At 70.2% G+C, this 13,651-nt stretch carries 11 protein-coding genes; 2 read left to right on the top strand and 9 right to left on the bottom strand.

The window, feature by feature from the left end:
* Position 1 precedes the first annotated feature (1 nt).
* Positions 2–988, top strand: coding sequence for a tripartite tricarboxylate transporter substrate binding protein (locus R4823_RS22780; RefSeq protein ID WP_087839815.1), 987 nt, complete (start codon positions 2–4; stop codon positions 986–988).
* Positions 989–1,015: 27 nt separating this feature from the next.
* On the opposite strand, the gene pyrF is transcribed toward R4823_RS22780, so the two are convergent.
* Complete coding sequence (pyrF, locus tag R4823_RS22775) at positions 1,016–1,843, bottom strand: orotidine-5'-phosphate decarboxylase (protein WP_087839814.1); 828 nt, start codon at positions 1,841–1,843, stop codon at positions 1,016–1,018.
* 86 nt (positions 1,844–1,929) lie between these two features.
* Entirely contained in the window at positions 1,930–2,322 is a 393-nt protein-coding gene (locus tag R4823_RS22770; protein WP_087839813.1) for a diacylglycerol kinase, read from the bottom strand.
* Between the two features lie 153 nt (positions 2,323–2,475).
* Here R4823_RS22770 and R4823_RS22765 point away from each other — a divergent pair, with 153 nt between their 5' ends.
* On the top strand, positions 2,476–3,456 hold the full coding sequence (locus R4823_RS22765; protein ID WP_087839812.1) for a tripartite tricarboxylate transporter substrate binding protein: 981 nt from the start codon (positions 2,476–2,478) through the stop codon (positions 3,454–3,456).
* 21 nt (positions 3,457–3,477) lie between these two features.
* On the opposite strand, the gene R4823_RS22760 is transcribed toward R4823_RS22765, so the two are convergent.
* The 7 genes from R4823_RS22760 to bcsZ are packed head-to-tail and all read right to left on the bottom strand — an operon-like array spanning position 3,478 to position 13,637.
* Positions 3,478–4,617 carry a cell division protein FtsQ gene (locus tag R4823_RS22760; RefSeq protein WP_087839811.1) on the bottom strand — a complete coding sequence of 380 codons (1,140 nt, stop codon included), beginning with the start codon at positions 4,615–4,617 and terminating at the stop codon, positions 3,478–3,480.
* Entirely contained in the window at positions 4,617–6,026 is a 1,410-nt protein-coding gene (locus R4823_RS22755) for an MBOAT family protein (RefSeq protein WP_087839810.1), read from the bottom strand. Before R4823_RS22755 ends, R4823_RS22760 begins: the two co-directional genes overlap by 1 nt.
* 33 nt (positions 6,027–6,059) lie before the next feature.
* The gene (locus tag R4823_RS22750; RefSeq protein WP_087839809.1) at positions 6,060–6,716 is read right to left on the bottom strand and encodes an alginate O-acetyltransferase AlgF; all 657 of its coding nucleotides are present in this window, start codon (positions 6,714–6,716) and stop codon (positions 6,060–6,062) included.
* Complete coding sequence (locus R4823_RS22745) at positions 6,713–7,372, bottom strand: SGNH/GDSL hydrolase family protein (RefSeq protein ID WP_087839808.1); 660 nt, start codon at positions 7,370–7,372, stop codon at positions 6,713–6,715. The genes R4823_RS22750 and R4823_RS22745 overlap by 4 nt, the downstream gene beginning before the upstream one ends.
* Before the next feature lie 49 nt (positions 7,373–7,421).
* Positions 7,422–8,057, bottom strand: a complete 636-nt coding sequence (locus tag R4823_RS22740; protein ID WP_087839807.1) for an SGNH/GDSL hydrolase family protein — start codon at positions 8,055–8,057, stop codon at positions 7,422–7,424.
* Positions 8,058–8,100: 43 nt separating this feature from the next.
* A complete protein-coding gene (locus R4823_RS22735; RefSeq protein WP_087839806.1) occupies positions 8,101–12,450 on the bottom strand; it encodes a cellulose biosynthesis protein BcsC in 4,350 nt (1,449 codons plus the stop codon).
* Positions 12,426–13,637 (bottom strand): cellulose synthase complex periplasmic endoglucanase BcsZ, encoded by a 1,212-nt coding sequence (gene bcsZ, locus R4823_RS22730; RefSeq protein ID WP_087839805.1) that lies wholly within the window; start codon positions 13,635–13,637, stop codon positions 12,426–12,428. The genes R4823_RS22735 and bcsZ overlap by 25 nt, the downstream gene beginning before the upstream one ends.
* Positions 13,638–13,651 lie beyond the last annotated feature (14 nt).

The following is a 13,651-nucleotide window of genomic DNA, read 5'->3' as shown; positions in this document are numbered from 1 at the left end:
CGTGCAAAGACATTCCCTCAAGCGTGGGCGGCCGGCGCTCGCCTGCGCCGCCGCCGCGCTCTTCAGCGCCGGCGCCTGGGCGGCCCCGGATTATCCTACCCAGCCCATCCGCCTGATCGTGCCTTTCGCGCCCGGCGGCGGCACCGACATGATCGCGCGTGTCGTGGGCAAGAAACTGGGCGAGCGGCTGGGCCAGCCCGTCATCGTGGACAACCGCCCGGGCGCCAGCGGCATCATCGGCGCCGAGGCCGTGGCCCGCTCGGCCCCGGACGGCTACACGCTGCTCATGGCCACGACCGCGATCAGCTCGAACGGCAGCCTGTACAACACGATTTCGTATGACCTGAAGAAGGACTTCGCGCCTGTCTCGCAACTGGCCAACGCGCCCGCCGTGCTGGTGGTGAATCCCGGCCTGCCGGTGGCCTCGCTGCAGGAACTGATCCGCTATGCCCGCGAGCGGCCGGGGCAGGTCAACTACGCTTCCTATGGCGTGGGCACGGCGCCGCATCTGGTGGCCGAACTGTTCCAGCAGAGCAGCGGCACCAAGCTCTACCACGTGCCCTACAAGGGTGGCGGCCCGGCCGTGCTGGCGACCTTGTCGGGCGAGACCCGGCTGCTGTTCCCCAGCCTGGTGCCGGTGATGAACCACATCCGCAACGGCAAGCTGCGGGCGCTGGCCGTGGCTTCGGACAAGCGTTCCCCCAGCCTGCCGGAGGTGCCCACTTTCCGCGAAGCCGGGATGGAATTCGAGACCGGCACCTGGTTCGGCATCGTGGCGCGCGGCGGCACGCCGGCGCCCATCGTGGCACGGCTGCACAAGGAAATCGTCGCGCTGCTCAATGACGCCGACGTGCGCAAGTCGATCTCGGACGAGGGGGCGGAGGTCGTGGCCAGCCCCACGCCCGAAGCCTTCGGCAAGCTGATCCAGGCCGAGGCGGACCGCTGGGCCAAGGTGGTCCGCACCGCCGACATCAAGATCGAGAAGTGACAGGGGCTTTCGTCCCGCAACGGGGACCTAGCTGCGGCCGGGGCGAAAGCCGTTGATGGCGTCGCGGGTCTCGCGCGCCACGCGCGCCGCGGCCTCGCGCCAGTCGTCGCCGCCGCTGGCGTACAGGATGGCGCGCGACGAATTGATCATCATGCCGGTGCCCGCGGCATTGCATCCCGCTTGCACCGTGGCCTGCACGTCGCCACCCTGGGCGCCCACGCCGGGCACCAGCAGCGGCATGTCGGCGCCGATGCGGGCGCGCACCGCCGCCAGCTCGGCGGGGAAGGTGGCGCCCACCACCAGGCCGAGCTGGCCGTGGCGGTTCCATTTCTTCGCCACCAGGTCGGCCACGCGCAGGTAGAGCGGCTCGCCGCCGGCTTCCAGGAATTGCAGGTCCGAACCGCCGGGGTTGGAGGTGCGGCACAGCACGATCACGCCGCGATCCGGCCAGGCGAAATAGGGTTCGATCGAATCCGAGCCCATGTAGGGGCTGACCGTGACGGCGTCGGCGCCGTAGCGCTCGAAGGCCTCGGCGGCATACTGCTCGGCCGTGGAGCCGATGTCGCCGCGCTTGGCGTCCAGCACCAGCGGGATGTCCGGGTGGTGTTCCTTGATGTGCCGGCACAGCGCCTCGAGCTGGTCCTCGGCGCGGCGGGCGGCGAAATAGGCGATCTGGGGCTTGAACGCGCACGCGTAGGGCGCGGTGATGTCGGCGATGGCGCGGCAGAAATCGAAGATGCGGTCGGCCCGTCCGCGCAGTTCGGCGGGAAAGCGGGCGGGATCCGGGTCCAGGCCGACGGTCAGCAGGGAGTCGGACGCGGCCCAGGCCTGCGTCAGTTTGCGGGTGAAAGACATGGTGCGAGGGGAACGGAGTCGATCCGACATTGTAGGATCATCCGGCCAGCGGCGCGAAACGGCCCGCCGCCCGCCGTGGGAGCGGGTCAGGCCAGCAGCCGGCCCGCCAGCACGTGTATCCAGAGCCCCGCCGAGAACAGCAGGGACAGCATCACCGCGGCGCTGCCCAGGTCCTTGGCGCGGCCCAGCAGCGGGTGGGTTTCCACCGACAGGGCGTCGGCCAGCGCTTCCACCGCGGAATTGAGCAATTCCACCACCAGCACCAGCAGCATGCTGAACAGCAGCAGCAGGACTTCGGTGGTGTCGCGGCCCAGCCAGACCGCCGCAGGCACCAGGATGACCACCAGCGCGACTTCCTGGCGGAACGCGGCTTCGTATTTGAGCGCGGCGCCCAGGCCCTGCAGCGAATAGCGCCAGGCGCGGAAGACCCGCTGGAGGCCGCCGGTGCTCTTGTAGGGAGAATGCTGTTGATCGGTCATCGGAGCGGGGTAGGGAAGGGTCGGCCGCAGGATACAGCGAAACGCGTCCGCGGCGCATGCTTCGGGTTTGCAACAATGGTCGGAGCCGGACGCCGATGTTGACATAGAACCCGCTGGAAAATTCCCTACCAATACCAAGAAGGAGACGCACCCATGAGGCATTTCCCGTCATCGGCCCGTGCGGCCTGCCTGGCCGCGCTGGCGTCCCTGGCGCTTGCCGGTCCCGCCGCCGCGGCCTCGTACCCGGATAAGCCGGTACGCGTGGTGGTCGGCTTCTCGGCCGGCGGCACCACCGACGTGGCCGCACGCATCATCGCCAAGGAGCTGGGCGACGACCTGGGCCAGAGTTTCGTGGTCGAGAACAAGCCCGGGGCCGGCAGCAACATCGGCGCCGAGCTGGTCGCCCGCGCCAAGCCCGACGGCTACACGCTGTACATGGTGGCCGTCACCAGCACCATCAACCAGACCCTGTACAAGAACCTGAGCTTCGACATCGTCAAGGATTTCTCGCCCATCGCGCTGGTCATCAAGGTGCCCAACATCCTGGTCGTCAATCCGTCGCTGCCGGTCAAGAACGTCAAGGAACTGGTGGCCTACGTCAAGGCGCATCCGGACAAGCTCTCGTATGCCTCGTCGGGCAGCGGTACCTCCATCCACATGGCGGGCGAGCTGTTCAAGCTGCGGGCCGGCGTGGACATCCCCCACATCCCGTACAAGGGCAGCGCCCCCGCCCTGACCGACCTGATCGGCAACCAGGTGCAACTGATGTTCGACAACATGCCCTCGGCCTGGCCGCACGTGCAGGCCGGCAAGCTGCGCGCGCTGGCGGTCACCACCGCCGAACGCTCGGCCACCGCGCCCGAGCTGCCGACCATGATGGAATCGGGCTACGACAAGTTCGACGTGTCGTCCTGGTTCGGACTGATCGCGCCCAAGGGCACGCCGCCGGACGTCATCGCCAGGATCAACGCCTCCGTGCAGAAGGCGCTGGCCAAGCCGGACGTGCAGCAGCGTTTCAAGGACCTGGGCGCCGTCACGGCCAAGACCACGCCGGAGCAGTTCGGCGCCTTCATCAAGGACGAGGTGGAGACCTGGGCGACCGTGGTCAAGGCCTCGGGCGCGAAGGTGGAGTAGCCGCGCCCGCCGCTCGCGGCGTCAGCGCGCCGCGGCGGCCTCCCAGATGTCGGTCTCGCCGTCCAGGGGGCGCTGCAGCGAACGCTCCGGGATTTCCCAGACGATCAGGCGGGGCGGCGTGTCGCGGAATTCCTCGCTCTTGAAATAGGCCTGCGCGGCGCCGGCGAATTCGCCGCCGTCGCGGGCGACATTGACCACGCGGGTCTGTAGCGCGGCTTCCAGGAACGGGACGAAGTTCGAGTTGCGCGAGTAGGACGTGCCGATCAGGGCCACCCGCGGCAGGTCCGCGTCGCCGAACAGGTCGTCCTCGGTGGCCGGCGCGGCGGTGTCCGCCACCGGCGCGAAGGTCGTGCGCGGTTCCTGGTCCAGGGCTGCCAGCAGCGGGGCCGGCAGCCAGTCTATGCCGGCCAGCCTGATCAGGTCGCCCGCCAGCGGCTGCGGCTGGCCCCGCGTGATGGCGAAGGCCTGATGCGGCTTCAGTGCCTCGGCCGCCGAGGGCAACGCGCGGGCGGCCGCGGCGATGGCGCCGGCCGCCGCTTCGGCACCGGCTTCGTTCCAGTGGGTGTCGGTGCGCAGGAACCCCGGCACGGGCAGGCCGCGCAGGACGGGCTCCAGGTCCACCGTCCGCACGCCGCTGGCTTGCAGGATGCCGTTCCACTCGCGCAGGCGCCCTGCCAGCGCGGCCGGGCGATAGACGCCGCAGCGTTCGCCTGCCGCGATGCGGCTCTTGTCGGGCACCGTGGCCACGAGCAGTTCGATGCCGCGGGCGGCCAGCCGGGTCCGCAGGTCCGCGACTTCCCGGGCGCGCGTCCGCAGGGCATCGTCGCCGCCCGCATGCGGCTCCAGCTCGTCGGCCAGGAACAGCCAGTCCGGGCAACCCTGGCGCACGCGCGGGCCCAGGTCGCCCACGGCCAGCCAGCTCGCGCCGCGTTCCAGGCTGGCCGAGCCGGCGGGCAGCGGCGTTTTGGCCAGCGTGTCGGCGATCTCGGCGGTGACCCGTCCGTCCAGGAAGCCGGGCCAGTCGGGCGCGTGGCGGGTCAGCGGCAGCTGTTCGACCAGCAGTCCGTAGCCGTTGGACAGCAGGCCCGCCGCCAGAACGATGGCCATGACGCAGCCCGCGAGCGCGTAGCGGGGGCCGGGGCGGGAAGAGGTCTTGTCCATCAGAACTGGAAGTACAGGAAGGGGACCGCGCCGCGGCTGGCGATCAGCGAGAAGCCCAGCAGGAAGCCGGCCACCGGCCAGGCGCCGTCCCAGGCGCGCAGCAGCGCCGGCCGTCCGCCGCGCGCCAGCCAGGCGTCCACCGCCGGGTAGACGATGCACAGCACGCCCAGGACCATGGCCATCAGGTGGGCGGGACGAAGCTGGACGCGCAAGGCATCGCCCAGCGCGTAGCCGTTCAGGCCGAACTGGCCGGCGTACATGTCCAGGGCGGAGCCGAAGGAGTGCGCGCGGAACAGCGTCCAGGCCAGCATGACGAACAGCAGGGTCAGCACGCGCGACAGCGCGGCGGGCGGCTCGGGCAGCGACGCATGGCCCCACAGCCGCGTGCCGGCCAGGGCCACGCCGTGGGCGATGCCCCACAGCAGGTAGTTCCAGTTGTCCCCGCCGTGCCAGAGGCCGGCGATGGCCATGGTCAGCAGCAGGTTGACGTAGGTGCGCACCTCGCCCTTGCGGTTGCCGCCCAGCGGGATGTAGAGATAATCGCGCAGCCAGCTCGACAGCGACAAATGCCAGCGGCGCCAGAAGTCCTGGATGCTGGTGGCCAGGTAGGGATGGTTGAAGTTCTCGGGGAAGTGAAAGCCCAGCATCAAGCCCAGGCCGATGGCCATGGCGCTGTAGCCGGCGAAGTCGAAGAACAGTTGCAGGCTGTAGGCGAAGCAGCCCAGCCACGCGTCCAGGAAAGTGGGGGCGGACAGCGAGAAGGCGGTCTGCACCAGGGGCGACAGCGTGTCGGCGATCAGCACCTTCATGCCGAAGCCGATCATGAAGCGGCGTGCGCCCTGCGTGAACTGGGGCCAGTCGACGGTGCGCTCGCGCAGTTCGCGCGCCACCCAGTCATAGCGGATGATGGGGCCGGCGATCAGGTGCACGAACATGGCCTGGTAGGCGCCGAAGTTCACGAAGCTGCGGTCGGCCGGCACGACGCGGCGCTGCACGTCGATCAGGTAGGAGATCGATTGCAGCACGATGAAGGACAGGCCGATGGGCAGCGCGATCTTCTCCCAGGCCACGGGCAGCGCGCCGCGCCATGCCAGCACCTGGTTGAAGGTCTCGACCAGGATGTTGGCGTACTTGTACCAGCACAGCACGGACAGGTTGATGGCGATGAAGGCCGTCAGCATCAGCATGCGCTGGCGCTCGGTGCGGGTGCCGTCTATGGCCATGCCGCCTATCCAGCCCACCAGGATCAGGGCGATGAACAGCGACAGCAGCAGCGGACTCCACCAGCCGTAGAAGATCCAGCTCGAGAGCATCAGCACGGCATTGCGATACGGCGCCGGCGTGGCCGCGTAGACGAGCAGGAAGGCCGGCAGGAACAGCGTGAGAAATTCCAGCGACGCAAAAACCATGGGGGAGGCCTGTCGGGGGTCTCGTGGAACGGGTCAGCGGATCAAGGCGTCGTTGGCGAACAGCGTGCGGGTGCCCTGGGGACCGGGTACGGCCAGCACCGTGTAGCGTTGGCCGGCCTCGAGCGCGCCCAGCTCGCGCGGCGAGCCCTGCGGCTTGCCGCCGCAGGTGAGCTCCACCGTCACGGCGACGGGGTTGATCAGGCGGCGCTTGGCCTGGCCGTGGCCGACGCCGTCGAAGATGCCGACGTTGCGCCCCGCCGCGCGCAGTCCCGCCTGGCGGCACGCCGGATCGGCGTTGTAGAACGCCAGCGAGGCGCGCATCGCGTTGAAATCGTCGGGTGATTCCTTGATGACGAGGCTGGCGTTCTTTGCCAGCGCGATCACGGTGGCGAACTCGCCCGGTTTGACGGTCACCGCCACGTCCGAGCGCCGGTCCGCGCCGGTCAGGGTGCCTTTCACGGGCTTGTTGGCGGCAACCGGCATGAATCCCGACGACGGTTTGTCGGTCGGCAGCGACAGCTTCGCCTGGGAGCCGGCGGCCTGGATCTCCAGCGCGGCGTCCGTGGCGTTGACGAAGCGGACGAAGGCCGAGTCCTCGGCCGGGCCGGTCGGATAGAGCGGTATCCCGGCCGCGTGCGGAGCCAGCGTCGGCAGCGACGTGGCCAGCGCGGCGATCAGTGCGCGTTTCATTTTGCGTGAGCCTCCTTGACGGCCGGGGTATTGGCCAGCGCCTGCGTGATGGCGGCGCCCCAGGCCTTGTAGCCGGCCACGGTGAAGTGCTGGCCGTCGGTGGTTTTCCATTCGCCGGGTTTGGAGAACTTCAGCGAATCGACGTAATCGCAGGGAGCGACGTTGGTGGCGAGGAACGTGGACATGAGCCGCACCCGCTCGTCGTTCTTGTTGTATCGGCCGCCCGCCTTGCCCCAGGGCGGGCCGACCCACACGCAGCGCGTGCGGGTCGCGGAGATGGCGCGCGTCAGGGCCGTGACGCTCTGCCAGGCCCAGGTCTTGGGAAAGGCGCTCTTGTCGTAGGCGGCCATGGTGTCGCCGATGATGACCACGACCACGTCCGGCTTGTCGGCGGCGATCAGTTCCCCGATGGGAAAGGTCGTCGCATCGGCTCCCCGTATGACGGCCTTGCCTTTGCCGACGCGGTCGCCGCCGCAATCGACCTTCTTCTTGGCCAGCCAGTCCTGCGCGCCGGCGCCGCATGCGCCGATCGAATGGACCTGTGCGCCCTGCTTGACCAGATCGTCGTGCAGGGCCTCGATCAGGCTGCCGGTGGCCGCCAGGTGGCTTTCTCCCAGGATCAGCAGGCTGAGGCCGGCAAGAGCGGAAAGAGACATGTTGATTTCATCCAGATGCTAGTTAGGGTCGGCTGTCGACATGAAGGGATCATTGTTTGGCCAGGGCCTGGGCGATGGCTTCGCCCCATTGCTGGTAGCCGGGCGGGGTGAGATGCTGGCCGTCCACCGTCGCCCATTGCCTGGGCTTGGAGAACTTCAGCGAGTCGATGTACCGGCAGGGCGAGACGTTGGCCTCCAGGAACCTCGACGTGACCTGTACCCGCGGAAAGGTCTTGCCGTACTTGCCGCCTTCGCTGCCCCAGGTCGGCCCCACCCAGGCGCACTTGGTGTGGGTGGCGGCGACGGCATTGACCAGCGAGGTCGTCTGTTGCCAGGCCCATGCCTTGGGGAAGTCGGGCTTGGTGTAGCCGGCCATCGTGTCGCCGAAGATCAGGACCACCAGATCGGGCTTGTCCTTGGCGATCAATTGCGCGATGGGCTGGGTCTTGGCGGCGGCGCCCGCCACGACCGCCTTGCCGCTGCCGACGCGTTCGGCGCCGCCGCAGGCGCCGGGCGTGACGGCAAGCCATTCCGCCGGCGTCGAGCCGCATACGCCCAGGGTGTGGACGCTCTTGGCGCCCTGCTTGAGCAGGGCATCATGCAGCGATCCGATCAGATAGCTGGGAGTCGCCAGGTGGCTGTCGCCGACGATCAGGATCGTCAGACCCGCGATCAGTGAAACCATGGCGTACTCCGGTCATGCGTTGCAGCGGTAAAAAGGATTCGGGTCATTCGCTTGCGTAGGGGGAAGTGAAAGGAGGCACCGGCATGGGCACCGGGCCCGTCTGTGATTCGAGCGCGTAGCGCACGTAGATGCCGCCCTTGTATTGCCGATAGTCGCGCGCGTTGTCGATGCTGAGATTGCCGCCCAGGAACCACTTGGGCGCGAGCTGGTATTCGGCCGCCAGCGCGAGGCCGTAGCCGACTCCGGTCTTGCTCTGGCCTGCGTAGCTGGCCTGCGTGCCGTAGGCGGCGGCGATGGCTTGCGCCTGGGCCTGGCGGGTCGGATCCGAGAAGTAATTCGCGGCATCCTGCTTGATGTGCTGCACGCCGATGGAGCCTTTGATCTGGTAGCTGAAGCGGCCCTGGCGCTGCGCCCAGGCCACCGGCAGGCTGAGGGCGACGAAGCGCTGGGGGCTGAAGTAGCCGCCGTTGCCCACCGTGTAGTAGCCCAGGTTCTTGTCGTAGCCGAACAGGGTCAGGTCCACCCCCGCGGTCAGGTCGCGGTTGGGCTCGCGGATGAGCTGCATGTAGAAACCCGCGCCGCCCGACAGCCTGCTGTTCGACTGCACGTTGTGGCCGTTCAGGCTGTGCCAGCCGAGGCTGCCGTAGAAGCCGTAGCCGTCGTAGTTCAGCCCGCCGCGCAGACGTCCGCCCGTGGCCGTCACGCCGCCCCAGCTTTCGCCGGTACGGCTGTCGCGCACGCCGGCGTACGACAGGACCGTGTCCGTGACCGCGCGGCGCGAGAACTCGGCGCCATAGGACAGCCGCGGGCCGTCCTCGTTGTAGACGTCGCCGTCGAAGCGCGCGCCGCCGACGATGTTCTGGTAGCGGAAGCCGAACGGCGTGACGCCCAGGTCGAGCTTCAGACCCGACAACTGGTAGCCCACGGCGACGCCCACGCCGCTCGCGTTCTGCGATCCGGGGGCGCCGACGAGACCCAGTTGCTGGGCATTGGCGGCGGCGGGACCGCCGCCGAACTGACTGCTCGAGGCGAAGTCCTCGCCGACCGAGCCCGCGCGCAGCGTGACCGGGGTGGCCTGGACATAGGCGCGGCCGTCGCCGACGGGAAAGTCCACCGTGACCGGCGTTTCCACGTCCAGCATGCGGCCCATGCCCGAGGCGCCGTTGTGCTGGCGCACGGTCGAACCGACGGTGATGGTCGCGCTGCGCGCCTGCTGGATGGCGTCCAGTTCTTCGGCCAGCGTCCGCGGAGCCGCGGGCGCGGCGTCTGCCGCGGCCAGCTTCCCCGGCGTGCCGTCGGGCCGGCGGAAAGGCGAGGGCGGCAGCGCAGGGACGGGATCGACCCCTATCACCGGGTCGGGAATGGACCTGGGGGAGGGGGGAAGAATCGTGCCGGGGGGCGGCGCCGATACCGTGGCCACGAAGGGCGACTGCACCGCCGCGGGCTGCAGGTCCGCGCGCACCGACGAGACGACCGGCGCGGGTTCCGCGCTGGATGAGGAGCGCGCGGGCGGCAGTGGGGGCGCCAGCGCGGTTTCCGTGGCCGCCGGCGGCGCCGGCGCGCGCGCGGCCGGCCGCCCCTGTTCGTCGCGCGCCGCCGCGGCATAGGCCGCGGGGGCCGTGACCTGGTCGCCGAAGACCGGGCCGCCGTAGGAAACGAGGGCCGGCTCGGCCGGCGCGCCAGCCGGTTCGCCCAGCGCCAGCGGATTGCTGCGGGTCTGGCCCGGCAGGGCGGCGAAGGGATTGCCGTCGGGCGCGGAAGGCGCCGGCGCGGCATCCGCTTGCGCCACCGGCGCCGCCTTGGCGGCTTCCTGCGCGGCCAGGGCCGCCTTCAGGTATTCCGCCGCCTTGCCGCTCTTGCCCATGCTGTTGTAGACGCGGCCGACCGCCGCCAGCACCGTGGGGTTGTTCGGCTGCAGGCTGGCGGCCTTGGCCAGCGCGGTCTCGGCATAGCTCGTGTTCCGGGCCTGGACCGCCGTCTGCGCCGCGGCGGTGAGCAGTTCCGCGTTGTCCGGATCCTTGGCCAGCAACTGCTGGTGCAGGGACAGGGCCTTGGCGCCGTCGCCGGCCGCCGAGTACATGCGGGCGAGCGCGCCCACGACCAGCGGGTCGCTGGGATACTTCGCCAACATCGGGGCCAGCACGTCGTAGGCGTCGGCGATGCGGCCGCGTTGGCGCAGCGCATCGGCCTGGCGCACGGTATAGAGCTTGCGCAGATCCTCGAAGCCGGCGGTCTGCCGGTCGTCCAGCGCCTGGGTCTGCAGTTGGCGCAGGATGCCCGCGGCCTCCGCGTCCTGGTCGGTCTTGAGCAGCACCACCGCGTACTGCAGCAGCAGGTCGTTGTCCGGCGTCGGCGTGCGCGCCACGGCCTGCCGCAGCATGCTCAGCGCGTGCATGTTGTCGCCGGCATCGCTGTAGCCGGCGGCGATGGCGCCGAGCAGGCCGGGCTGCTGCGCCACTTCCGGTTCGAGGCCGGCAAGAATGGCCTTGGCCTGGTCCGGCTTGCCGGCCCGCGCGAACTTCACCGCTTGCGATACCTGATACTGCGTCCAGGCATGCTTCTGCAGATCGAGGACTTCCTTGCCGCGGTTGCGCGCCGGAATCTTGTCCAATGTCTTGAGCGCCGCTTCCCAATCCTGCACCTGGGACGACAGGAGCGCGCTCGCCTGCAGCGCGCCCGGATCGTCGGGATGGGTCAGCAGCAGGCCGTCGACCACGCCGCGCGCCTCGGCGATGTTGCCGCCCTTGAGGTAGATGCGCGCCAGGTCCAGGCGCAGCCAGGCGTCGTCCGGGCTGGCGCGCAGGCCGTCCTCCAGCAGCCGCCGGGCGGCGGCCAGGTCGCCCCGGTCGCTGGCCTTGCGGGCGTCGTTGCGGGCCTGGATGGCGCGCAGCCGGCCGACGCTGCCTATCTTCTCCTGGTCGGCGGGACTCAGTTGCGAGACCATCTGCAGCGCTTCGTCCAGGCGGTCGGTCTGCGCCAGCACGTGCACCAGGCCCTGCGTCGCGGCAAGATTGCCCTTGTCGCGCGCCAGGATGCCGCGCAGGATCTTCTCGGCCTGCGCGTACTGGCCGCGTTCGGCCAGCACCTGTCCCAGCGCGGCCTCGGCCGTCCGGTCGTTCTGCGACAGTTTGACGGCCTGCTCCAGCTGCCGCTGCGCCGTCTCCAGGTCGCCATCGGCGCGGGCGCGCTCGGCGCTGCCGGTCAGCGACCAGTAGCGGGCGACGCCCAGGACCTGCTGCCAGCCGGCGCGGGCGCGCGGCTGCCGGGTGGCGCGAGTCAGGAAATCGACGGCTTCGTCCGGCCGGTCCTGCTTGAGACGCAGCACGCCCATGCCGCCGAGCGCATCGGTGTGGTTGGGATTGGCTTCGAGCAGGGCGGTCAGGTTTGTCTCGGCGGCGGCGAGATCGCCGTTCTCCAGGTCCTGGAAGGCGCGGTTCAACTGCACGTCCCGCGGCGACAGCGCCGCGGCCTGGGTGCCGCTCTTGCCGGGCTTGCGCATGCGGCTGAACTGCTGGCGGATCTCGGTGTCGTCCGGGTGCGCCTTCAGATACGCCTGGAACAGGGGAGCCTCGGCGGGACGGGGATCGCCGTACCAGGTCAGCGCGACCCGCCAGCTTTCCTCGGCGTCGCCGCCGATGTCCTTGCGGGTCGACAGCTTGGCCAGGCGGCGGATGCCCTCGGCGCGGGTGCTTTCATTGCGCGTCAGCAGCTTGGCCAGCGCCAGCGAGACCTGGATGTCGTCGGGGCTTTCGCGCTGCAGCCGCTCCATGCCCTGGTGCGCTTCGGTCCAGCCGCCGTCGGTGTAGCCCAGGTAGCTGTAGAACTCCAGCGCCACCTTGCCCTGCGGCACCTTGCCGCCGAACACGGCGCGGTACTGGGCCACGGCCTTGTCGAGTTCGCCCGAACTGGCCAGCAGCCTGGCTTGCTCCAGCATCTTCGGCTTGTCGCCGCCGTGCAGGTCTATCGACTGTTCCAGGCGCGCCGCGTCGATTTCGGCCGTTCCCAGCGCCCGCAGCTGCGTCAGGTATTCCTGGGCGCGGGCCGGCCGATTGGCTTTCAGTTCGAGCAGGCCGAGGTTGTAGAGCGCCTCCGCATGCTTGGGGTCGATCATAAGCAGGCGTCCCCAGGCTTCCGCGGCGCGTGCGTCGTTGGCGTGGGTCTGCCAGTAGCGGCCCTGTTCGAGCAGCGACTTCGCCGTGGCCGCCGGCGTCGGCGATGATGCGGCGGCGGGCTGGGCCTGCGCGCTCAGGCTCGGGGCAACGGCGAGCGCGGCCAGCAGGCCGGCCGTCAGGAAGCCGCCTCCAGCCGCCAGCCGGCGGCCCCCCTTGGAAGCGCGGCCCGGGCTTGGGGCGGTCCGGCGCCCGGGCGCTAGCGAGCGGTGGAGGGCGGACATGTTTTCTCCCAGGATAATTGCACTTGTCCAGTGCTCAGGAATCGATAGCGTTCTTCGGCCCAGCCCAATCCGAACAGGCTGAGCACGATGTCGTAGTACGGCGGCTGGCGGCCGGGCGCGCGCAGGCTTTCGTCCAGCATGGCCTGGGCGCGGCGCCGCTGCATGTCGGCCAGCCAGGGTTGTTTCCTGGCGGTGAAATACGGCACCAGCGCCGACGAGAAGCCGAACGGGCCGGTGTTCTCGGTCTTGCCGGTCGTGGCGCGCACGCGCTCGGGCGGCGCGCCGGTGCTCGCGGTCGCGGCGCCCATGCCGGGCAGCGCCTGCAGCATGGGCCCGGCCAGGGGATCGCCGTCGTGGGCCATGCCGGCCCACAGATAGGTCCGGATGGCGTCGTAGCTGCCCAGGTCGCCCTTGATCGGATCGACCACGAACAGGCCGCTGGACGGCGATGCGCCCCGATAGGCGACCCAGTCGGCCACGTATCCCTTGGGGCTCACGGCGGCCAGCATGGCCGCGCTGTTGTCGGCGATGCGGGGCCATGGGCCCGACGGCGACGCCAGCGCCAGCCGGCGCAGCAGCGGCAGCGGCAGATAGCTGGGATTGAGCTGCCACAGCGAGTCCGGCCGCGCGAAGCTGCGGCGCCCGGGAAGCAGCATGGGGCCGAGGCCCGGCAGATCGGCGGTTTCCTCGGCCTCGATGCGGGCCAGCAGCGCGCCGGCGTCGCGCAGGTAGTCGTCGCGGCGCCAGCGCTCGCCCGCTTCGAGCAGGGCGTACGCGAACCACAGGTCGGCGTCCGAGGCGGAGTTGTCGTCCAGCACGCCCCAGGTGCCGTCGTCCCGCCGGCCCCAGTACCAGGCGGGAAGCCGGCTGCCGATGTCGCCGCCGGCAAGATTGTCGACGGCCCAGCGCCACATGCGGTCGAAGGCGGCGGGGTCGTTGGCCACCAGCGCGAAGAACATGCCGTAGGACTGGCCTTCCGACGAGGAATGCCGGCGTGCGGTGCTGGCGTCCAGCACCCGGCCGTCGGGCTGGATGAAGTGCGTGCCGAACGCCTGCCACAGCGGCCACGCCGGTGCGCAGGCCGTCCCGCCGTCGGCGCCGGCCGCCATCGGGGCGGCCAGCGCGAACAGCAGCGCCGTGGCGGCCAGCCGCGATCGCGGCCGGGCGGCGGCGGGGGAGGACCTCATCTCGCGCCCGGGGC

This window comes from Pigmentiphaga sp. CHJ604 (genome assembly GCF_036972535.1).
Lineage (GTDB): Bacteria > Pseudomonadota > Gammaproteobacteria > Burkholderiales > Burkholderiaceae_B > Pigmentiphaga > Pigmentiphaga daeguensis.
The sequence above is the reverse complement of the archived record's forward strand: the minus strand, read 5'-3'. Positions and strand labels throughout refer to the sequence as shown.